Source organism: Streptomyces sp. NPDC015346, assembly GCF_043078785.1.
Taxonomy (GTDB): Bacteria; Actinomycetota; Actinomycetes; order Streptomycetales; family Streptomycetaceae; genus Streptomyces.
On record NZ_JBIBTW010000001.1, the window covers coordinates 611588 to 632275 of the forward strand.

Below are 20688 nucleotides of genomic sequence, written 5' to 3' on the forward strand. Positions count from 1 at the left end.
TCCTCGCGTCGACTCCTGCCGATACTGCCGAGGGGCATTCTCCTCGCGCGCCGCCCGCCCGGTGCTGCGACCTTTCTCACGCCACGCCCGGCCCTCCCTCAGCTCTCCTGGGGACGGATCGTCCGCATCCGCCCGTACGCGTACACACAGCCCGCGAGCGCCAGGTCGGACAGGAGCATGAAGCCGATCGAGTACGAGTCCTTGGCGCTGTAGATCGCGCCCATCACCAGCGGCGGCACGAACCCGCCGAGCCCGCCCATCGCACCGACGATGCCGGTGACACTGCCGACCTGTCGCTGCGGGGTGACCTGGGAGACCAGCGCGAAGACGGAGCCGCTGGCCGTGCCGAGCCCGGCGGCCATGCACAGCAGGGCGACGGTGCCGCCCGGGTTCATCGGCGGGTCGAAGGCCTGGACGATGGCGAGCAGGGCGACGAGGCCGAGCGCGGCGGCGGTGATCACGGCGGGGTGGACCCGGTCGGAGAGCCAGCCGCCGATGGGCCGGAAGACGACCGTGACCAGGGCGAATCCGGCGGCCTTCGTCCCAGCGTCGGTCGGGTCGAGCGCGTACCAGGTCTTCAGGTACGTCGGCAGGTAGACGCCGAACGCGACGATGCCGCCGAAGCCGATCGCGTACAGCGCCGACAGCTCCCAGGTGACCCGGAGCCGGCCGGCGCCGCCGAGGCGGGAGGCGAGCGAGGCCGTGGGGACCGGCCGGTCGGGGCGGTCGCTGATGAGGAGGAAGGCGAGAACGGCGTAGGCGGCGAGCGTGATCGCCACGACGAAGAACGGCAGGTTCTCGCCGTGCGCGGCGATGCGGGGGGTGAAGTACCCGGAGAGCGCCACCCCGCCCATGCCCATGCCGAAGACGCCGAGCGCGAGGCCCCGCTTCGCGGGCGGGAACCAGGAGTTGACCAGCGGGATGCCGATGGCGAAGGTCGTGCCGCCGAGGCCGAGGAGGAAGCCGACGGCCAGCATGGCGACGTACGAGTTCTTCGCCGGGACCAGCAGCAGCACGGGCACGATCGTGAGCGCCGAGACGAGCGGGAACATCAGCTTCGCGCCGTAGCGGTCGGTGAGCGCGCCGACCGGGATCCGGCCCACCGAGCCCACCAGGACCGGGACGGCGACGAGCAGCGACTGCTGGAAGGAGCTGAGCGCCAGCCGGTCCCCGTACCAGCCGGCGAGTGGCGCGATCAGCGCCCACGCCCAGAAGGTGAGCGTGAACCCGACGGTCGCCACGACCAGGTTCCGGTAGGCCGTGGTGGAGGGCCGTGTGACGGCGGGGGAGGGCTTCGTGACGGTGTCCACCTCACCAGTCAAGATCGCACCCGACCGCGGGGCGCGCGGGAATGGGCCGTACGGGCGGGGCCTCCCGCTCGCTGCGACAGGTGCTGCGCGGCCTCCCGCGCGTGACGCACGACCTACGGCCAGGTGACCGTCGTCGGCGGGTCGGCGTCGTCCGTCACGCGCAGCCGGAGCCCCTCTTGGCCGGCCGACACCTCGACCGTGATGGCCGTGACGCCCGCCCGGCGGTGGGCGGCCGCCAGCGCGCCGCGCAGGGCGGCGAGGAGCCGCTCGGCGTCTGCGGCCTCGGTCAGGGTGTCCACGGCGCCGGAGAAGTGGACCGAGGGCTGGAAGCCGAGCAGGGCCGCGGCCCCGCCGGTCTCCCGCAGCACCCGCCCCCGAAAGGAGGCCGGCGCGTCGGCGGGCGGCTGCTGGAGGGCGAAGATGGTCGTCCGTACCTCCTGGATGGTGGAGTCGAGTTCGTCCACCGCCCGCGCCAGGAGCGCGCTCTCGTCCGAAGGCTCGGACGGCTCGGACGGCTCGGACGGCTCGGACGGCTGGGCCGGATCCAGCGACTCCGCTGCCGCTCTCCGCCGGGTCGACTCCAGCATCATCTCCGTGGCGAAGAGCCGCTGCACGACGAGATCGTGCAGGTCGCGCGCGATCCGGTCGCGGTCCTCGTACACCGCAAGCCGCTCCCGGTCGTGCTGCGCGTCGGCGAGGACCAGCGCCAGCGCCGCCTGGGAGGCGAACTGCGAGGCGAGCAGCCGGTCCACCGCCGTGTACGGGCGGCCGCCGCGCCGCCGGGGGAGGGCGAGCGTGCCGATGAGGCGGCCGCCGCTCTGCAGCGGCAGCATCATCGAGGGGCCGAACCGCGACCGTACGTGCGTGGTCATCCGCGGATCCGTCGCCGAGTCCTCCACGAAGACCGGCTCCCCGCCGAGAAGTTGGGTGAGTACGGGGGATCCCGGCGCGATCGACGTGCCGACCAGGTCGCCCGGGTCGTCCACCGTCGAGGCGGCGACGATCTCCATGCCGCCCTCGGGGGTGGGCTGCAGGACGACCCCGGCCGAGGCGTCCGCGAGCAGCCGGGCCTGCTCGGCGACCGTCATCAGGGCGTCCGCCGCCGGCTCTCCGGCGAGCAGGGCCGTCGTCACCGCCGCCGCGCCCTCGATCCAGCGCTCGCGCTGGCGGGCGGTCTCGTAGAGCCGGGCGTTGCCGATCGCGATCCCCGCCTGCGAGGCGAGGATCCGCAGCAGCGCCAGATCCGCCTCGGTGAAGGGTCCGCCGCGCTTCTCGGTCAGGTAGAGGTTGCCGAACACCTCGGTGTGGACGCGGATCGGGACGCCGAGGAAGGAGCGCATCGGCGGGTGGCCCTCGGGGACGCCGCCGGAGCGCGGATCGGCCGTCAGGTCGTCGAGCCGGAGCGGCCGCGGGTCCTGGATCAGGAGGCCGATGAGCCCGGTGCGCCCGTCGGGCAGCCGGGGGATCCGCCGCCGTTCGGCGTCGGTCATCCCGGCCGTGAAGAGCTCGGTGATCCGGTGGCGCTCGGGGTCGACGACCCCGAGCGCTCCGTAGCGCGCACCGGTCAGTTCGGTCGCGGAGTCCACGATGTGCTGGAGGGTGGCCCGCAGTTCGAGCTCGCTCCCGACGCTCAGGACCGCTTCCAGCAGCATCGGGAGCCGGGGAGCGGTCACGCCTCGGTCGGAGAGCGACATGACCTCATTCTCGTACAGAACGGAACAGTGCCGCACTCATGCCGATTCGGACCGCGCCGGTTCGGACCGCGCCGGTTCGGACCGCGCCGATTCGGATTCGGACAGCGGGTTGAGGACCATCGGCTGGATCTTGCCCTCCAGCATCGCGCCGAGGCCGAGAATGGCGCACACGTCCGGCCGTTCGGCGATGTGCACGGGCATCCCGGTGGCCTCGCGCAGCATCTGGTCGAGCCCCGGCAGCAGCGCGCTGCCGCCGACCATCATGACGCCGCGCTCGGCGAGGTCGGCCACCAGGTCGGGCGGGCACTCGCGCAGGATCTTGCCGATCCCGTCGAGCACGGCCGTCAGCGGGGTGTGGATCGCGTTCCGTACGGCGGCGGTGTCGACGGTCACCGAGCGGGCCAGGCCCGTGGCCACGTCCCGGCCGTGGATCTCCGTGGAGGACGGACCCTCCAGGGTCAGGCCGTTGCCGTGGAGGGCGAGTTGCAGCGGGCGCACGGACTGGCTCGGCAGCATCAGCTCGTGCTCGTGGCGCAGGTGCTGGATGACGGCGTGGTCGATCGCGTTGCCGCCGACCGGGATGCGCTCGGCGGTCACGATCGAGCCCAGCGAGAGCACCGCGACCTGGGTGGTCGCCGCCCCGCACACCATGATCATGGTCGCGGTCGGCTGTTCGACCGGGAGTCCGCAGCCCACGGCCGCCGCGATCAGCGTGTCGACCAGCTCGACCCGCCGGGCGCCGAGCCCGACGAGCGTCTCGACGGCGGCGCGCTGGGCGAGCGGGTCGCTGTCGTGCGGGGTGCAGGCGGCGGCGCGCAGCCGCGGCTTGCGGCGCAACTGACGGCGGAGTTTCTCGCCGAGCAGGTGACGGAGCATCCGCTGCGCCATCTCGATGTCGACGACGGTGCCGCCGGAGACCGGTCGGACGACGCGGATGTAGTCGGGGGTCCGGCCCGTCATCTTCTCGGCGAGGGCGCCGACGGCGATCAGCGCGCCGGTACGGGTGTTCACGGCGGCGACACTGGGCTCGTCGACGACGAGTCCGGCGCCTTTGACGAAGACCCGGGTCCGCGCGGCCCCCAGGTCGACGGCGACATGGCAACGGCGCAGCTGCTCAAGACTGACGGTCACGGCAGTTCCTCCGGAGTACGTGCGGTGCTGGCACGGAGCGAGGTGGTGCGGGCGTACGGGTGCGTGGGTGTGCGGGTGTGCGGGGCCTCGGGCACGCGGGCGCTCGGGTACCCCGTCATCGGGTGATCGGGGTACGGGAGTACTCGGCGTGCTCGGGGCACCTGTTCGCATCGTGCGTTTCCGCGGGGCGCGGCGCGCGCTGGGATGCGCCGCCCGGGGGGCGCGGACCGGCCGACGCCGGATCAGGCGCTACGTCGGACGTCAGGTCAGAGGAGACGCTGGAGCAGGCCCCAGGTGAACTCGGCGGCGCGCGGTGTCCCGTCGGGCAGCGTGAAGTCGAGGCGCAGCCGGGTGGGCGCGCTGCCGTCGCGGACGCGGGCCGGCGGGAAGGCGTTGCCGACCTCGGCGAGGGTGCAGCTCCAGGGCCGCAGGTCGGCCTCGGTGCGCAGCTCGGGGGCGGGGTGACCGGGGGCACGCACGAGGCCGACGCCCCACACGCTCGGCGGGGTACGGCGGCCGAGCGGGCCGATCATGACCTCCCAGCGCAGCTCGGGCCAGAGCGGCAGGTCCCACTGGAGGATCTCGGAGTCGAACTCCGCCACGGTGCGGCGGGCCACGGGCGCACCGAGGACCGAGCGGTACCGCCGCAGCTCGCCCGGGCCCCGGCGGGCATGCGCCCACGCCTGCCAGCGCCGATTGGCCTCGCGCATCTCGGACCGGGTGGCGCCGAGCTCCCGTACGGCGTCCTCGACCAGGCCCGGCTGGTGGTCGGCCATCCGGCGCAGCAGCACGAGCTGGAACTCACGCGGCCCGAACGGCGCGGTCGGCCCGGTCGGCCCGGTCGGCTCAGTCGGCGCGTCTGAGGTCATGGGCCCATCCTGCCCGAAGCGGGAGAATCGCGACGGCGCGCCGTGGACCTGGGGATTCCTCACAGGATCCTCACCTTCATGGCTACCTCTGTTGTCCGGGGGACACGTAGCCTGCGGGCGCCATGGACTACTGCCATCAGTGCCGACGGCATCTCAACGGCGCCCTCGCCTGTGCGGGGTGCGGAACCCCCGTGGAGGAGCTGCGGTACGAAACCCCCCAGACGACCGAGTACGGGGCGGCGGCCGAGCACGTCTACGAACTGGACCTGGTCGAGCCCCCGCGCACCGCACCGGGAGGCCGTCGTGCCGCGCGCCGTGGTGCCGTGGGGCCCGCCGCGTCCGGGCGGGCGGCGTCGCGCAAGGGCCGGCGTGGGCGCAGCCGCCGGGGCCGCAACGTGCTGGTCGGCACCCTCGGGCTGGTCCTTGCGGCGGGAACGCTGAGCATGGCGAAGCTGGCCCTGGCGCCCCCGGACGAGGGCGGCGCCGCCACCGCCGTACAGGAGGAGGAGGTCGTCGAGACCTCGCTGCCGCCCGTGCCCTCGGAGACCTCGGCGCCGTCGGACGGGCCGAGCCCGGTCGACAGGCCGGCCTCGGTGCGTCCGACCGTCTCGCGCGGCGTGGCGGGGGCGGACTCCGACGGCTCGGGCTCGGGCTCGGGCGGGTCGGGGTCCGGCTCGGGTGGATCGGGATCGGGCGGATCGGACGGCGGTGACTCCGAGGGCTCGGGTGACGGCGCGCCGGGACCCTCGGGCGAGGCGACGCCGTCCGGCTCGCCGTCGGCCTCGGCCTCGGCCTCGGAGACCGGTCCGACGCCGAGCGAAACCCCCTCGCAGCCGGGCACCACGCCGACGGGGCCACCCGGCGACGGATCGGCGACGCCGCCCCCGCCGACGAAGAGCCCGGAGCCCACCAAGAGCACCTGCGTCCTCTTCTGGTGCTGGTAGCCGCGCGCCCTCGGCGGTCGCCGGGCGCGTCCTCTACAGCACGCGCGGCCTTCTACAGCACGTCCTCGCCCAGCATCCGCTTCAGCAGGTCCCTCAGCAGGGTGCGCTCGACCTCCGTGAGCTGACCCAGCGGCTCCCGCGCGAAGTCCAGCGAGTCGCGCAGCCGGCGGGCGGTGTCCCGTCCCTCCGGCGTGGCGGCGGCCAGCTTGACGCGCCGGTCGGCCGGGTCGGGGCGCCGCTCCACGAGGCCGCGGGATTCGAGCCGGTCGACGATCCCCGTGACGTTCGACGGCTCGCACTTGAGCTTCTGGGCGATCTTGCGCATCGGGACCGGCTCCAGACAGAGCAGGCCGAGGATCCGCGCCTGCGCGCCGGTCAGTGAGTGCTGGGCGGCCGCCTGCTCGTACTCCTCGTGGTACCGCGCCACGACCGTGCCGATCAGCTCGACGACTTCGAGGGTCAGGGGGTCTGTGCGTGAGGTGGCCATGGGGTTCATCGTACCCAGATACTTGACAACATGAAATATCCAGGGGCATGGTTGTTTCAGGTAGTGAAGTAATTTTCCAGGAGGCTGTGCAGATGTCCGTACTTCCCGCGTCCAGCCGTGAATGGCACCTCGTCGCCCGCCCCCACGGCTGGCCCACCCCCGCGGACTTCGCCCTCCGCGAGACCGCCGTCACCGAGCCGGCCGAAGGCCGCATCCTGGTGCGCAACCTCCACTTCTCCGTGGATCCGTACATGCGCGGCCGGATGAACGACGTGAAGTCGTACATCCCCCCGTTCAAGCTCGACCACCCCATGGACGGCGGCGCCGTCGGTGAGGTCGTCGCGTCGAACGCGGAGGGCTTCGCCGTCGGCGACCACGTCCTGCACGGCCTCGGCTGGCGCGAGTACGCCGACGTCCCGGCCCAGCACGCCACCAAGGTCGACCCCGACCTGGCCCCCCTCTCCACCTACCTCGGTGTGCTCGGCATGACGGGCCTGACCGCCTACGCCGGCCTGTTCGAGGTCGCCTCCTTCAAGGAGGGCGACGCCGTCTTCGTCTCCGGCGCGGCCGGCGCGGTGGGCAGCCAGGTCGGCCAGATGGCGAAGCTCAAGGGCGCCTCCCGGGTCATCGGCTCCGCCGGCTCCGACGACAAGGTCAAGCTCCTCGTCGAGGAGTACGGCTTCGACGCCGCCTTCAACTACAAGAACGGTCCCGTCCGCGACCAGCTGCGCGAGGCCGCCCCCGACGGCATCGACGTCTACTTCGACAACGTCGGCGGCGACCACCTCGAAGCCGCGATCTCCTCGCTCAACGTGCACGGCCGCGCCACCATCTGCGGCATGATCGCGCAGTACAACGACACCGAGCCGGTCCCCGGCCCGCGCAACATGGCCATGATCATCGGCAAGCGGCTGCGCCTCCAGGGCGTCCTCGTCGGCGACCACTACGACCTGCAGCCGCGCTTCGTCGAGGAGGTCGGCGGCTGGCTGCGCTCGGGCGAGCTGAAGTACGGCGAGACCTTCGTCGAGGGCATAGAGAACGGCGTGGAGGCCTTCCTCGGCCTGCTCCGCGGGGAGAACACCGGAAAGATGATCGTTTCGGTGACCGGCTAGTCTTCCCTCAGCCGTCGCGATCGTGGGCGCGAGTCGCGGCGAACCAGCAGAAGGAAGACCAGATGTCCATTCAGCAGTCCGACGTCCTCTACACCGCCGTCGCCACCGCCGAGAACGGCCGGGACGGCCGTGTCGCCACCGACGACGGTCAGCTCGATGTCGTCGTCAACCCGCCCAAGGCCATGGGCGGCTCCGGCGCCGGCACCAACCCCGAGCAGCTCTTCGCCGCCGGCTACAGCGCCTGCTTCCAGGGCGCGCTGGGCGTCGTGGCCCGCAACGAGAAGGCCGACATCACCGGCTCGACGGTCACCGCCGAGGTCGGCATAGGCAAGAACGACGACGGCTTCGGCATCATCGTCAGGATCTCGGCGACCATCCCGAACGTGGACGTCGAGACCGCCAAGAGCCTGATCGAGAAGGCCCACCAGGTCTGCCCGTACTCCAAGGCGACCCGCGGCAACATCACGGTCGAGCTCGCCGTCTGAGTTGCGCGTAAGCTAGGCAAAGGCCGCACCCCGACCGACCGGGGTGCGGCCTTCTGTCTGCCCGCGACCGCTACCGAGCCCGCTGCCCCGCCAGCAGAGCCCGTCCGACCTGCGCGAACACGCCCTTCGGGTGGTCACGGAAGAGCGGCTCCGTACCGAAGAGGACCACCGGAGCGCCCCCGGCCGCCGTACCGCTGATCACCGACGCCTCGCCCGCCGCGTCCGCCGGACCGCCCCGGCCGTCCGGCCCGGTGGCCCGCCAGTGCCCTGAGACGAGCGGAGCGCCCGTCCCGTACGCCTGCTCGACCCGCACCCCGGCCCCGAGGTCCGTGAACCACAGCGGGGAGTAGACGAAGGTGTGCGCCGGGGCGCCGCCGGTGAGGGCGCCGCCCGCGTTGCGGACCGCGACCACCCCGTTCGCGTCCCCGTTGCCCTCCACGGCCGTCACCGGCAGCAGCCCCGCCGCCGCGTTGAACGCGGCGCCCACCGCGCCGACACCGACCACACCCGCGCCACTGGTCCGCAGCGCCTCCCGCGCGGCCGGGGTGAGCCGCCCATGGTCCAGGCCGCGCGAGACGAACAGCACATCGGCGTCCGACCAGTCGAAGCCCGCGTTCAGGATCTCCGTCGACACCGGAACCACCTCGAAGCCCATCTCGCGCAGCGCGAACACCTCTCCCGCCGTCGCCGAGGCCACCACCCGCGTCCGCCCCAGCGGCACCGTGCCCTGGGCCTCCGCCCCCCGCTCCTTCGCGGCCCGGAACACCACGCCGAACCGGTCCGCGAGGACCCGCGCCGCTGCCCGGGCGGACCCGGGCACGAGCGCCGCCCCGTCGGCCGTCCGCCGCACCTTCACCCCCTGGGCGAGCAGCGCGTTGACCGCCGCCAGCTCCTTCGGATCGTCCAGCCGCAGCAGCAGGTCCCCGTGCGGGGCCACCCAACCGGTCGGCGCGGCGGCATGGACCGTGCGCACCGCGACGGGCAGCGGGCCGGCGGTCACCTTCTTCACCGTCGCGCCCCACAGCAGCCCGAGGCTCCACCCCGAGATGTCGTACATCGTCGACACGTCCGCGCTGATGTCCCGGCCCTCCGCCAGGATCACGTTCGCCATCCCGCGCTTCGGCTGCCGCAGATCGACCACGTACGAGCCGTCGCGCGCCCGCCCGACCCGTACGTCATTGGCGACCAGATGGTCCACGAGCCGGGCCGCCGCCACCGCCGACCTCTGCGAGCGGCCCGCCGGAATGACGTACCCCCGCGGAAACGTCGTCGTGTAGACGTCCTCCGGACCGATCCCCGGCACCCCCGGCACGGTCTCCTCGGACACCGGCCGCTGCGCCTCGCCGGCAGCGCCCCGCCGAAACGTTTCTATCTGGTCGGCGATCAGCGACGCGCGGTGGGCGAGGGTGTGGTCGAGCGTCGCCCGCATCGCCGCGCCCGCGATGTCGACGTTGATCGCGGCCCGGCGGCGCAGCTCGGCCTCCGGCAGCGTGTCGTAGGCCCGGTTGTTCACGGTCATCGGGAACTCGATGGTGTGAGCGGCCACCGCGCCCTGGAACGGCATGTACTGCGGGGTGAAGATCGGCGGCCAGTCGTCCCAGCCCTCCTCCTCGTCGCGGAAGGGGATGACCACCGGCCGCACGCCGTCCTTCGCCTCCGTGTAGCCGAGGCCGTTGACCGCCTTCTCCATGCCGAGCGCGTTGGCGTAGGAGTTCTTGAGGAAGAGGTCGTACTCGTAGTTCTCGCCGTGCGGCGGGGTCGTCGGCTCGATCAGCGTTCCGTTGACGTACCCGTGCAGGTCCAGCATCACCGCCGGCTGCTTGTCGATGGCGATCCGCCGGATCGCCCGGGCCTCGGGCTGCGAGGCGGTGATGAAGTCCCGGTTGAGGTCGAAGCCGTCGCCGTTGGCGCGGGTGCCGGCGATTCGGCCGTCCGGGTTGGCGGTCACGTTGAGATAGACCCGCGTCGTCGCGAGCAGCCCCGCCGTCTTGCGGTCGGTGGCGGTCGCCAGCTCCTCGATGAGCTCCAGGGCCGCGTCCGTGCCCTCCCACTCGTTGCCGTGGATGTTGTTGTTGATGAAGACGGGCGTCTTGTACGCGGCCTTGATCCGCGCGTCCTTGGCGGCCGCGGCGGGCGCGTTCTCGATCCGCTCCCGCATCCGCTCCTGCTCACGGGCCTCCCGCGCGCTCTCCGGCGCGGTGACCGTGACCAGATACAGCTCGTGCCCGCCGGCCGACCGCCCGGCCACCTCGACACTCACCCGGTCGCCCAACTTCTGCAGGGCGTTGAGCCGCGGGGCGAGCGCGTGGTACGGAGCGAGGCCGAGCTTGATCGACTTGTCGGCGGGGTCGGCGGGCGGGACGGCAAGCGTCGTACGGCGCGGGTAGCCGCCGTCGCCCCGGGGACCCGCCTCGGTCGTGACGAGGCCGCCCCGCGCGCCGGCCGCGCCCGGGGCGGCCTCGCGCGGCGCCGCCGTGTCGTCCCGTCCGGCCCCTTCCCGTACGGGATGGGGATCGCGCGGCCCCGGCGGGGGAGCGGCGCTCGCGGGCAGGGAGGTGAGCAGAAGGGCACCGAGGGCGGTGCAGGCGGCGGTGAGGAGGACGGGACCGGGTTTCGCCATACGTACGCAACCTCCGTAGGTGATCGGCCGTGATCAGTACGGAGGGGTCTACCGTCTCAACCCGGGAACAACAAGAGGGCCTCGCGCGACGCCCGGTTAGGGTGATCCTCATGCGCGATTTCGGGGCTGGTTTCGGTTATCTGGTACGGGGTCAGAAGTGGGTGGGCCGGCACAGCCGGTGGTTCGGCTTCGGGCTGCTGCCCGGCCTCGTCACCCTCGTCCTCTACGTCGGGGCGCTCATCGGCCTCGGCTACGGCGCCGACGACCTGACCGCCTGGGCGACCCCGTTCGCCGACGACTGGACCTCCCCCTGGCAGGGCATCCTCCGGGGCTTCTTCACCGCCCTCGTCTTCGTCTTCGGGCTCTTCCTCGCGGTCGTCACCTTCACCGCGGTGACCCTCCTGGTCGGCCAGCCGTTCTACGAGTCGCTCTCCGAGCAGGTCGACCGTACGGAGGGCGGCGACGTCCCCGAGTCGGGTCTGCCGCTCTGGCGGGAGCTGTGGATCTCGGCGCGCGACAGCCTCCGGGTCCTCCTCCGGGTCGCGCTCTACGGCGTCCTGCTCTTCGCCTGCGGCTTCATCCCGGTGATCGGCCAGACGGTCGTGCCGGTGCTCGGCTTCTGCGTCTCCGGCTTCTTCCTCGCCCAGGAGCTGACGTCCGTCGCCCTCCAGCGCCGAGGCGTCGAACTGAAGGAGCGCCTCCGTCTGCTGCGCGGCCGGCGGATGCTGACCCTCGGCTTCGGGGTGCCGTTGGCCCTGTCGTTCCTGGTGCCGTTCGTCGCGGTGTTCCTCATGCCGGGCGCGGTCGCGGGCGCCACGCTGATGGCCCGAGAACTGACGGGCGAGGCGGGCGGAGACCGGGACGGCGAAGGCGGCGACGGCGAAGGCCAGGGCGGTGCAGGGCAGGGCGGCGCAGGGCAGGGCGGCGTGAACTGGGCCAAGCAAGGCGCCTGAGAGAAAGATTTTCCCGTCCGGCGGCAACCCTTCCCCTTCCGGTGGCGACCAGGAGTCGCAAGATCTCCCCCACAGAAGGAAGACGGGTATGACTCCACGAGCTGAACAGCGCGTACGGCACCGCCGACGGGTCGGCCGTCGCCGGGCGCTGATCGGTGGCCTGGCCGCCCTCGGCGTCACGGGCACCGCCCTCGTCGCCGGCGGCCTGCTCTCCCCGGCCGGCGCGGCGACGGCCTGGCCCGAGGCGAAGGGCGGCAAGCCGGTCCCCGCGTCCATCGAGGTCTCGGGCCCCTACGACGGCGGAATGAAGCGGTTCTACGGCACCGGCGAGCTGGGCTCCGGCGGCCAGGACGAGAACCAGGACCCGCTCTTCGTCCTCAAGGACGGCGCGGTCCTCAAGAACGTGATCATCGGCTCGCCGGCCGCCGACGGCATCCACTGCCTGGGCAGCTGCACCCTGCAGAACGTCTGGTGGGAGGACGTCGGCGAGGACGCCGCCACCTTCAAGGGCACCTCGTCGTCCGCGGTCTACTCGGTGTACGGCGGCGGCGCGCGGAAGGCCTCGGACAAGGTCTTCCAGTTCAACGGCGCGGGCAAGCTGGTCGTGACCAAGTTCCAGGTGTCGGAGTTCGGCAAGCTGGTCCGCTCCTGCGGCAACTGCAAGAAGCAGTACAAGCGCACGATCATCGTCAACGACGTGGACGTGACGGCGCCGGGCGGATCGCTCGTCGGCGTCAACACCAACTACGGCGACACCGCGGCACTGCGGGGGATCCGCATCCACGGCGACGCCAACAAGAAGATCAAGCCGTGCGTCCGCTTCACCGGCAACAACACGGGCAAGGAGCCCACCCAGACCGGCTCCGGCCCCGACGGCGTGACCTGCCGTTACACGGCCTCCGACGTCTCGTACGACTGACGGTGCCTCGGGTCCCCGCCGGCGGCGGCCGGCGGGGCCCCCGGCCTAGGGGGTGTCCGGCCCTGATCCGCCGGACACCCCCTAGTGTCCGACGTCGACGAGGGCGAAGCCCGGGTCCGTCGTCCCCGCGTCGGCGATCCGCTCCCCGTCCGGGCCCCAGGCGCCGCTGTGCCCCTCGCACACGCCCGCCTCGTTGCTCCCGAGGGCGTTGGCGAGGACCACGTACAGCGCGTTGTCCCGGGCGCGTACCGGATAGACCTTCTCGAACGAGTCGTTGGCGACATCGAGCACCGAACTCGCCAGATAGACCGCGCAGCCCTCGGCGGCGGCCCGCTCCGCGAGCTCCGGGAAGCGGTTGTCGTAACAGGTGGCCAGGGCGAACCGCACCCCGTCCAGCTCGAAGCGGCCGTCCGCCGTGCCGGGTGCGAAGACGTCGTTCTCGATCCCGTGCAGGTTGGCCTTGTCGTAGCGGGCGAGGAGCGTGCCGTCCGGGCCGATGACCAGCGAGGTGATCCCGGGCCGGCCGGCGGCGGTGAGCACGGGCCCGTTGACGACGGCGGCCGCCGAGACCGCGCGGCAGGCCTCGCGGAGCGGCCCGAGCCGGGCGTCGTCCTCGGTGAGGCGGAGGCCCGGATCGGCCTGGACGCGTGTCGGTTCGTACCCGGTGAGGGACAGTTCGGGGAAGACGACGAGCCGCGCGCCCCCGTCCCCCGCGGACCGGATCAGGTCCGCCATGGTGCGGACGTTGGCGTCGATGTCCCCCGGAGCCGGAGTGAACTGTGCCGCTGCGACGATCATGCGGCCATCATCTCCACCGCCCGGCGCCGGGGGAACACTTTCAGGAGGAGATGGCGGCCACCTCGATGATCGACCGCACCTGCGCGATGATGTCCAGCCGGTTGCGGACGAACTCGGGATCGGTGACCGTGCCCGTCGCCGGATCCGTGTTCCCGGCGCCGAACCGCAGCACAGGCGTGTGGACATGGCCGCCGGGCAGGCCCGTCAGACCGAGCCGGTCGCGCAGCAGCGTGGCGCGGTAGGCGATCTCGTTGGAGAGGTAGTTCCCGCCGCCGCCCGCGCGGGCCGTCGAGCCGGGCGTCGGCCCGTCCGGCCGGGTGACGGGCGTCGCCGCGCCGGCCGGGACCTCGGTCACCGCCGTGTTGTCGTACACCGGGAAGGGACCGGTGCCGGCCGCCACGATCGCGGTGTACGGGAGGGTGGTCGCCGTCCACTGGGGCTGCGTCGCCGGGTCGGAGACGGGCACCGTCTCCGTACGCGAGACGTTCTCGTTGTCGGGGAAGCCGCCCCGCCAGGCTCCGTTGTGGCGCTCGATGTCGAAGCGGCCGACCCGCCCCTGGCTGACCGTCGTGAAGAGGTCGGCCTTCGGCAGCTGGTCGCGCAGCGTCCGCTCGACCGTTCCGTCGGCGAAGTCCTGCCAGCGGACGGGGAAGACGGCCGCCTCGACGCGGGCGAGGCCGCCGTCGGCCGTACGGATCCAGGTGCCGTCGAGGGCCAGCGCGGCGGCGCCGGACGGGTTGCTGATCCGTACGTCCCGGTCGAGCGTGAACGGATCGAAGCCGGTGACGAGGACCCGCTTGAAACCCTTGCCGCCCTCGACGCCGTGGCTACCCCTGTCGCCCTTGCCTGCCGGGAGGCGGATCGAGTCCTGGCCCCGCGAGGAGCGCTCCAGGCGGTCGAGCAGCCGGGCCCTGGCGGCGTCGTCGAGCGCGAACCGAGGCTGCCAGAGGCGTAGTTCACGGGTCATGGCGAGCCGCGCCCAGTACAGCGGCCGGTCGTCGTCCCGGCTCAGGTCGCCCCGCTCCGGGCCTCGGCCCTGCGCCCGGTCGACCGCCCGTTGCCAGAGCCGGGCACCCAGCCGCGCGACGGCGTGCTCGGCCTCCGGGTAGGAGCCGGTGGCCCGCAGCGCGCGGGCGAACTCCGGTGCCACCGCGTCGAATCCACCGCGCCGCAGGATCTCCTGGGGCGCGGCCCGGTCGAGTCGCGCCTCCTCCACGCCGGCGAGAGTCCCCACGCGGGTCTCCGAGGACGAGGACGAGGCCGAGGCTGGAGGCGAGCCGAGGGTGAGGGCGGCGGTGGCGGCCAGGGCAAGTCCCAGTGAAGCGGGGCGTATCCGTGACACGAGGGTCCTTCCGTCGGGTGCGGGGAGTATCCCGCCCCACCCGCGACTCCCGCTACGGCGCCCTCACTTGTCGCCGCGGTCCTCCGTCGTCACCCTGCCCGTGAGCAGCGCGACGAAGTCCCGGAACGCCGCCGGCATGTCGACCGCCTCCGGGTCCAGGAGCCACTGGTACTGCAGTCCGTCCATCACCGCCGTCAGCAGCGGCGCCGCCCGCTCCGGGGTCAGTCCGCCCGGCAGGCGCTCGCCGAACTCCAGGCGCAGCACCTTCGCCATCTCCGCGCGGACCTGGGCGTACCGCTCGGTGAAGAACTCCCGCGCCGGGTGGCCGTCGGTCACGCTCTCGCCGAGGAGCGCCGAGAAGGTCTGCACGATCCCCGGCCGCATCGCGTTGTACTCGACGAGGGAGTCGATCAGGTCGAGGCGCCAGCCCTCCCGGCCGCGGCCCCCGCTCGTGTCCCAACGGTCGCGCTCCTCCAGGACCGCGACGAGCAGCGCCTCCTTCGTCGGGAAGTAGTGCAGCAGGCCCTGCTGTGTCAGGCCGACCCGTTCCGCGACGGCGCCGAGCGACGCGCCGCGGTAGCCGCGCTCGGCGATCACTTCGAGGGCCGCGCGCAGGATGTCCGCGCGCCGCTCCTCGCTCCTGGCCCGCGCCATCGCCGTGGCCCCCTTTCCCGTCGTGCCCGAAAGTCCTGCGGGACAGGACCGTACGGCATGAGTCGGTAACGAACGAATAACGTAACCTACCGCTCTACAGGTAAGCGGGGCACCATGGCCCGACCAGCACGTCAACGAGGAGGTACGGCCGTGGCAGAGACCAGCGCGGACACCGGCGCGGACACCGGCGCGGACGCCGGCGCGGAGACCGTCCGGGAACAGGCCGTCGAAGCGGCGCTCGCCAAGCTCGACCTGGACACCAAGGCCCGGCTGCTCGCGGGCCAGGACATGTGGTCGCTCCCGGCCCTGCCCGAGATCGGGCTGAAGTCCCTGGTCATGTCCGACGGCCCGATCGGTGTCCGGGGCGTCCGCTGGACCGCCGACGACCCCTCGGTCGCCCTGCCGTCGCCGACCGCGCTCGCCGCCGCATGGGACCCCGCCCTCGCCCGCCGCGCCGGCCGGCTCCTGGCCCAGGAGGCCCGCCGCAAGGGCGTCCACGTCCTCCTCGCGCCCACGGTCAACCTGCACCGGACGCCGCTCGGCGGCCGCCACTTCGAGGCCTACAGCGAGGACCCGTACCTCACCGGCGTCATCGGCACCGGCTATGTCCAAGGCGTCCAGGACGGCGGCGTCGGCACGACCGTCAAGCACTTCGTCGCCAACGACGCCGAGACCGACCGCTTCACCGTCGACAACAAGATCGCCGCGCGCCCGCTGCGCGAGCTCTACCTCGCCCCCTTCGAGGCCATCGTCAAGAACGCCCACCCCTGGGGCATCATGACCGCCTACAACCAGGTCAACGGCGTGACCATGACCGAGCACCGCCGGCTCGTCAACGACGTCCTGCGCGGCGAGTGGGGCTTCGACGGCTTCAACGTCTCGGACTGGATGGCCGCCCGCTCCACCACCGGCGACATCGAGGGCGGCCTCGACGTCGCCATGCCCGGCCCGCACACCGTCTACGGCGAGGCGCTCGCCGCCGCCGTCCGCGCCGGCGAGGTCGAGGAGACGGCCGTCGACACGGCGGTACGGAACGTGCTGCGGCTCGCCGCCCGCGTCGGCGCCCTCGACGGCGCCCCGCCGGCCGTCACCGAGCCCCCCGCCCCGCTCGACGGCGACGCCCTCGCCCGCGAGATCGCCCGCCGCGGCTTCGTCCTCGTCCGCAACGAGGGGGTACGCGGCGGCAGCCCGGCCCTCCCGATCCCCGCCGGACGGACCGTCGCCCTGATCGGCGCGGCCGCCCGCGACGCCCGCGTCCTCGGCGGCGGCTCCGCCCAGGTCTTCCCGGCCCACACCGTCTCTCCGCTCGACGGCCTCACCGCCGCCCTCCCCGACGGCGCCCTGACCTTCTCCGTCGGCGCCGACCCCAGCGACGAACTGGCCCCCGCCGGCCAGGGATTCACCCTTCGCGCCGTCTGCCGCGACGCCGAGGGCGCCGTGCTCGGCGAGGGCAACCTGCCGGGCGGCCAGGTCCAGTGGATCGGCGACGACCTCCCGGCCGGCGTCACCCACGAGGCCCTCGCCTCCGTCGAGGTCGTCGGCACGTTCACCCCGCGCGAGAGCGGCGAGCACTCCTTCGGCACCCGCGGCCTCGGCGCCTTCACCCTCACCGTCGCCGGGGAGACCGTCTACGACGGTGTGCAGACGATGGGCCCGGAGACCGACCCCTTCGAAGCGTTCTTCGGCGCCCCCGTCGAGCGCGCCAAGGTCGCCCTCACCGCGGGGGAGACCGTCGAGGTGTCCCTCCTCCACCCGCTGGACAAGGAGTTCGCGACCCCGCTGCCGGCCGTCATGTTCTCCTTCGTCCACCTCGGTCCGCGCCGTGACCCGGACGAACTGATCGCCGAAGCCGTCGAGGCGGCCCGCGCCGCCGACACCGCCGTCGTGGTCGTCGCCACCACCGAGCGCGTCGAGTCCGAGGGCTTCGACCGCAAGGACCTCGCGCTCCCAGGCCGCCAGGACGAGCTGGTACGGGCCGTGGCCGCCGCCAACCCGAACACCGTCGTCGTCGTCAACGCCGGCTCCCCGGTCGAGATGGACTGGCGCGAGGACGTCGCCGCGATCCTCCTCAGCTGGTTCCCCGGCCAGGAGGGCGGCGCCGCGCTCGCCGACGTACTGACCGGCGCCGAGGAGCCGGGCGGCCGGCTGCCCACCACCTGGCCCGTCGCCCTCGCCGACGCGCCCGTCACCGACGTCACCCCGACCGACGGCGAACTCCACTACGACGAGGGCGTGTTCATCGGCTACCGCGCCTGGGACAAGGCCGGCGCCGTTCCCGCGTACGCCTTCGGTCACGGCCTCGGCTACACCACCTGGTCGTACGACTCCCTGGAGGCGACCCCCGAGCGGGCCACCGTCCGGCTCACCAACACCGGCACCCGCACCGGCCGTGAGGTCGTCCAGATCTACCTGGCGCCGGCGTCGGACCCGGTCGAGCGGCCGGCCCGCTGGCTGGCCGGCTTCGCGAGCGTCGAGGCGGGGGCCGGCGAGAGCGTCGAGGCCGAGATCCCGCTGCCCCGCCGCGCCTTCGAGATCTGGGACGAGGAGCGGAACGGCTGGTCCTTCGTCCCCGGCGCGTACGAGGTCAGGGCCGCGCACGCGCTCGACGACACCCGCCTGACGGCGGTCCTGGAGGTCTGACCCCGCCCATGAGCGGCCCCGGGACGGAACCTGACACCCGCCCCGGGGCTCCAGCCCTTCCGGGCGGCCGTCCAGGTCGTCCCGGCTCAGCGCGTCCCGAAGCGGTAGACCGTCTCCGAGGCGTACCGCTCGCCCGGACGCAGCACCGTGGAGGGGAACTCCGGCCGGTTCGGCGAGTCCGGGAAGTGCTGGGTCTCCAGCGCGATCCCGGAGAACATCGCGTCCGCGTACACCTGGAGCCCCGGCTCGCTCGTCTCCACCGTCACCACCCGCCCGGTCACCGGCGAGTACAGCTCGGCGGCGTCCGGCGCGCCGGCGTCGAGCACGAAGTTGTCGTCGATCCCGACCCCGACGGGCCGGAGCGTACGGAAGTCGAGCCGGGTGCCCCCCACCGGGGCGATCGCGCCGGTCGGGATCCCCGTCCCGTCCTTCGGGGTGAAGTACCCGGCGGTGACGCGCAGTTCGTGCTCGCCGCCCAGGTCCCAGTACGCGTGGTTCGTCAGCGCCACCACCGTCGGGGCGTCCGTGACCGCCCGGTAGGCGATCCGCAGCGCGCCGTCCTCGTCGAGGGTGTACGTGGCCGAGACCTCCAGCCGGCCGGGGAAGCCCTCCTCGCCGTCCGGGCTCACCCGGGACATCCGGACCCCGCCCTCGACCTCCTCGGCGTCCCACACCCGCTTGTCGAAGCCCCGCTCACCGCCGTGCAGGCTGTGCGGGCCGCCGTTGGTGGCGAGCCGGTGCGTCCGGCCGTCGAGGGTGAAGACGCCGCCCGCGATCCGGTTCGCGTAACGCCCCACCAGGGCGCCGAAGTACGGCTCCGGGCGCTTCAGATAGCCGACCAGGTCCGGGAAGCCGAGGACCGTCTCACCCGGCACGCCGTCCCGGTCCGGCGTCGCGACCGACTGCACGATCCCGCCGTACGTCAACAGCCGCACCCGCACCGCGCCCCGTTCGAGCGTCCAGCGCCGTACGTCCGTACCGTCGACCGAACCGAAGGGCTCACCCGTGATCCTCATGATCCGGAACCCTACGCGGGCGGCTCGGGCGCCGTCACCTGCCGGTGCGCGATCTCCGCGAGCCGCGCCTGCCCGTCCCTGCCCGGGTGGAACCAGTCCCACGGGCTGAGCTGCCCGCCGTCGAACCGGAACCCGAACACCGCCCCGCCGTCGTACCGGCAGCGCGCGTCCTTCGCGCAGACCTCCTTCAGGGCCGCGTTGTACGCCACCACCCGGTCCCGCACCAGCGTCCGGCGCCGCTCGGCCGCCACGCCCAGGTCCTGCGCGTCGGCCAGCATGGACGGGCAGATCCCCAGCTTCCAGACCTCCAGGCCCCTCGGGCTCGTCCGCCCCTGCGACCACAGCCGGTGCAGGTCCGGCACGCTCGACACGTACACCTGCGCCTTGGGCGCCGTCGCCCGCAGCCGGGCCATGGCCGCCGCGAAGGAGGCGCGGAACTCCTCGACCGGGGTCATCAGCGCCGTACTGGCCCGGCAGGCGTCGTTCGCGCCCATCATGACCGTGACCAGCTCCGGCTTCACCGCGGCGGCCCGCTCCATCTGCCCCGGCAGGTCGGCCATCCGCGCGCCGGTCCGCGCCAGGTTCCAGCTCTGCCGCGTCACGCGCTCCGGGCCGAGGAGCCGCAGCGCGAGACTGTTGACGCCGGCGTCGGTACCGGTCGCCCAGGAGGCCTCCGGGCAGTCCGCCAGGACCTCACAGGCGTCGAAGGCGCGGGTGATGGAGTCGCCGACGGCGGCCACGGAGGCGGGGGAGCGGTCCCAGAGCGGCTCGGGGCGCGGCGTGGCCCGGACGGTCGGCGCGACGGCCTCCGGCGACGTCGGCGCGGCACAGCCGGAGAGCGCGCCCACGCCGAGCGCCGCGGCCGCCGCGACGGCGGCGACGGCGGTACGGAAACGGTGTCGGCCGCGCATTCTCCGAGCCCTCCTCCGGCATCCGTTCGGCGTCCTGGCGAGTGAAAGCTTGGTGTCCACCCGCCCCCGGACCGACCGTACGTCACCCCAAGGGCGGTGCGGCACGGTAGCTTTTCCCCCGTCGAACCAGAGGCACCTTTGCCAACCGGCTCCGGTAAATTACATCACGTCACATGCTGTCCCCTTTTCGGGGGTTTGCGAAGTTTTTCTCCCGATGCTGTTTACTGAGGCCGCTGGGAAAGGCGAACCTCGTCCCACACTGGAGGTCCCGGTGACGACACGTGGAGTTCTGTACGTTCATTCCGCGCCGCGCGCGCTGTGCCCGCACGTCGAATGGGCGGTCGCGGGTGTCCTCGGTGTGAGAGTCCAGCTCGACTGGATTCGCCAGCCGGCGTCGCCCGGCACCTGGAGAGCCGAGTTCTCCTGGCAGGGGGAGACCGGCACCGCCTCCAAGCTCGCCTCGGCGCTGCGCGGATGGCAGATGCTCCGTTTCGAGGTCACCGCGGAACCCTGCCCGACGGCCGAGGGCGAGCGCTACAGCGCCACCCCCGAGCTGGGCATCTTCCACGCCGTCACCGGCATGCACGGCGACATCCTGATCCCCGAGGACCGGCTGCGGGCCGCGCTGGCCCGCTCCGTGCGCGGCGAGACGGACCTGGAGGGCGAGATCGCCAAGCTCCTCGGAAAGCCCTGGGACGACGAACTGGAGCCCTTCCGGTACGCGGGCGAGGGCGCCCCCGTCCGCTGGCTCCACCAGGTCGTCTGACCCTCCCTCACGCACACGCGCCGAAGGCCCACCCCCC

General features: G+C 73.1%; 18 protein-coding genes. 7 read left to right on the forward strand and 11 right to left on the reverse strand.

The genetic code is table 11. The features are described from left to right. Positions 1-98: 98 nt before the first annotated feature. The 4 genes from ACF06X_RS02730 to ACF06X_RS02745 form a co-directional block, all read right to left on the reverse strand. Positions 99-1310 carry a nitrate/nitrite transporter gene (locus ACF06X_RS02730; RefSeq protein ID WP_392285353.1) on the reverse strand — a complete coding sequence of 404 codons (1212 nt, stop codon included), beginning with the start codon at positions 1308-1310 and terminating at the stop codon, positions 99-101. A gap of 113 nt (positions 1311-1423) precedes the next feature. Then, the gene (locus tag ACF06X_RS02735; protein WP_392285354.1) at positions 1424-3004 is read right to left on the reverse strand and encodes a GAF domain-containing protein; all 1581 of its coding nucleotides are present in this window, start codon (positions 3002-3004) and stop codon (positions 1424-1426) included. A 36-nt stretch (positions 3005-3040) separates the two neighbouring features. Continuing rightward, on the reverse strand, positions 3041-4135 hold the full coding sequence (locus ACF06X_RS02740; protein ID WP_392285355.1) for a rod shape-determining protein: 1095 nt from the start codon (positions 4133-4135) through the stop codon (positions 3041-3043). 266 nt (positions 4136-4401) lie between these two features. Then, positions 4402-5004, reverse strand: a complete 603-nt coding sequence (locus tag ACF06X_RS02745; protein WP_392285356.1) for a hypothetical protein — start codon at positions 5002-5004, stop codon at positions 4402-4404. Positions 5005-5126: 122 nt separating this feature from the next. Between ACF06X_RS02745 and ACF06X_RS02750 the strand changes: the two genes are divergently transcribed. Continuing rightward, on the forward strand, positions 5127-5948 hold the full coding sequence (locus ACF06X_RS02750; protein ID WP_392285357.1) for a hypothetical protein: 822 nt from the start codon (positions 5127-5129) through the stop codon (positions 5946-5948). A 52-nt stretch (positions 5949-6000) separates the two neighbouring features. Here ACF06X_RS02750 and ACF06X_RS02755 read toward each other — a convergent pair whose 3' ends face one another. Further along, a complete protein-coding gene (locus ACF06X_RS02755) occupies positions 6001-6435 on the reverse strand; it encodes a MarR family winged helix-turn-helix transcriptional regulator (protein ID WP_392285358.1) in 435 nt (144 codons plus the stop codon). Positions 6436-6527: 92 nt separating this feature from the next. Here ACF06X_RS02755 and ACF06X_RS02760 point away from each other — a divergent pair, with 92 nt between their 5' ends. Both ACF06X_RS02760 and ACF06X_RS02765 read left to right on the forward strand, forming a co-directional pair. After that, on the forward strand, positions 6528-7547 hold the full coding sequence (locus ACF06X_RS02760) for an NADP-dependent oxidoreductase (RefSeq protein ID WP_392285359.1): 1020 nt from the start codon (positions 6528-6530) through the stop codon (positions 7545-7547). A 62-nt stretch (positions 7548-7609) separates the two neighbouring features. Further along, positions 7610-8032 carry an organic hydroperoxide resistance protein gene (locus ACF06X_RS02765; protein ID WP_392285360.1) on the forward strand — a complete coding sequence of 141 codons (423 nt, stop codon included), beginning with the start codon at positions 7610-7612 and terminating at the stop codon, positions 8030-8032. 70 nt (positions 8033-8102) lie between these two features. On the opposite strand, the gene ACF06X_RS02770 is transcribed toward ACF06X_RS02765, so the two are convergent. Next, positions 8103-10652 (reverse strand): M14 family zinc carboxypeptidase, encoded by a 2550-nt coding sequence (locus tag ACF06X_RS02770; protein WP_392285361.1) that lies wholly within the window; start codon positions 10650-10652, stop codon positions 8103-8105. A 110-nt stretch (positions 10653-10762) separates the two neighbouring features. Between ACF06X_RS02770 and ACF06X_RS02775 the strand changes: the two genes are divergently transcribed. Both ACF06X_RS02775 and ACF06X_RS02780 read left to right on the forward strand, forming a co-directional pair. Then, positions 10763-11605, forward strand: coding sequence for an EI24 domain-containing protein (locus ACF06X_RS02775; protein ID WP_392285362.1), 843 nt, complete (start codon positions 10763-10765; stop codon positions 11603-11605). An 88-nt stretch (positions 11606-11693) separates the two neighbouring features. Continuing rightward, positions 11694-12524: a pectate lyase gene (locus ACF06X_RS02780; RefSeq protein ID WP_392285363.1), complete on the forward strand. Its 831-nt coding sequence runs from the start codon at positions 11694-11696 to the stop codon at positions 12522-12524. Positions 12525-12605: 81 nt separating this feature from the next. Here ACF06X_RS02780 and ACF06X_RS02785 read toward each other — a convergent pair whose 3' ends face one another. The 3 genes from ACF06X_RS02785 to ACF06X_RS02795 form a co-directional block, all read right to left on the reverse strand. Continuing rightward, the gene (locus ACF06X_RS02785) at positions 12606-13322 is read right to left on the reverse strand and encodes a carbon-nitrogen hydrolase family protein (protein WP_392285364.1); all 717 of its coding nucleotides are present in this window, start codon (positions 13320-13322) and stop codon (positions 12606-12608) included. A 40-nt stretch (positions 13323-13362) separates the two neighbouring features. Beyond that, entirely contained in the window at positions 13363-14664 is a 1302-nt protein-coding gene (locus ACF06X_RS02790) for a pyroglutamyl peptidase (protein ID WP_392285365.1), read from the reverse strand. A gap of 63 nt (positions 14665-14727) precedes the next feature. After that, on the reverse strand, positions 14728-15318 hold the full coding sequence (locus ACF06X_RS02795; RefSeq protein WP_392285366.1) for a TetR/AcrR family transcriptional regulator: 591 nt from the start codon (positions 15316-15318) through the stop codon (positions 14728-14730). 114 nt (positions 15319-15432) lie between these two features. On the opposite strand from ACF06X_RS02795, the gene ACF06X_RS02800 reads away from it, so the two are divergent. Then, on the forward strand, positions 15433-17958 hold the full coding sequence (locus tag ACF06X_RS02800; protein WP_392285367.1) for a beta-glucosidase: 2526 nt from the start codon (positions 15433-15435) through the stop codon (positions 17956-17958). 86 nt (positions 17959-18044) lie between these two features. Here ACF06X_RS02800 and ACF06X_RS02805 read toward each other — a convergent pair whose 3' ends face one another. Then, on the reverse strand, positions 18045-18974 hold the full coding sequence (locus ACF06X_RS02805; protein WP_392285368.1) for an aldose epimerase family protein: 930 nt from the start codon (positions 18972-18974) through the stop codon (positions 18045-18047). Between the two features lie 11 nt (positions 18975-18985). Beyond that, complete coding sequence (locus ACF06X_RS02810; RefSeq protein WP_392285369.1) at positions 18986-19885, reverse strand: SGNH/GDSL hydrolase family protein; 900 nt, start codon at positions 19883-19885, stop codon at positions 18986-18988. A 271-nt stretch (positions 19886-20156) separates the two neighbouring features. Between ACF06X_RS02810 and ACF06X_RS02815 the strand changes: the two genes are divergently transcribed. Beyond that, entirely contained in the window at positions 20157-20651 is a 495-nt protein-coding gene (locus tag ACF06X_RS02815) for a DUF3145 domain-containing protein (protein WP_392285370.1), read from the forward strand. Positions 20652-20688 lie beyond the last annotated feature (37 nt).

Coding starts and splice junctions, on each gene's coding strand:
- ACF06X_RS02735 (WP_392285354.1), bottom strand. CDS start 3,004: ATGTCGCTCTCCGACCGAGGCGTGACCGCTCCCCGGCTCCCGATGCTG.
- ACF06X_RS02745 (WP_392285356.1), bottom strand. CDS start 5,004: ATGACCTCAGACGCGCCGACTGAGCCGACCGGGCCGACCGGGCCGACC.
- ACF06X_RS02750 (WP_392285357.1), top strand. CDS start 5,127: ATGGACTACTGCCATCAGTGCCGACGGCATCTCAACGGCGCCCTCGCC.
- ACF06X_RS02755 (WP_392285358.1), bottom strand. CDS start 6,435: ATGGCCACCTCACGCACAGACCCCCTGACCCTCGAAGTCGTCGAGCTG.
- ACF06X_RS02760 (WP_392285359.1), top strand. CDS start 6,528: ATGTCCGTACTTCCCGCGTCCAGCCGTGAATGGCACCTCGTCGCCCGC.
- ACF06X_RS02765 (WP_392285360.1), top strand. CDS start 7,610: ATGTCCATTCAGCAGTCCGACGTCCTCTACACCGCCGTCGCCACCGCC.
- ACF06X_RS02770 (WP_392285361.1), bottom strand. CDS start 10,652: ATGGCGAAACCCGGTCCCGTCCTCCTCACCGCCGCCTGCACCGCCCTC.
- ACF06X_RS02775 (WP_392285362.1), top strand. CDS start 10,763: ATGCGCGATTTCGGGGCTGGTTTCGGTTATCTGGTACGGGGTCAGAAG.
- ACF06X_RS02780 (WP_392285363.1), top strand. CDS start 11,694: ATGACTCCACGAGCTGAACAGCGCGTACGGCACCGCCGACGGGTCGGC.
- ACF06X_RS02785 (WP_392285364.1), bottom strand. CDS start 13,322: ATGATCGTCGCAGCGGCACAGTTCACTCCGGCTCCGGGGGACATCGAC.
- ACF06X_RS02795 (WP_392285366.1), bottom strand. CDS start 15,318: ATGGCGCGGGCCAGGAGCGAGGAGCGGCGCGCGGACATCCTGCGCGCG.
- ACF06X_RS02800 (WP_392285367.1), top strand. CDS start 15,433: ATGGCCCGACCAGCACGTCAACGAGGAGGTACGGCCGTGGCAGAGACC.
- ACF06X_RS02805 (WP_392285368.1), bottom strand. CDS start 18,974: ATGAGGATCACGGGTGAGCCCTTCGGTTCGGTCGACGGTACGGACGTA.
- ACF06X_RS02810 (WP_392285369.1), bottom strand. CDS start 19,885: ATGCGCGGCCGACACCGTTTCCGTACCGCCGTCGCCGCCGTCGCGGCG.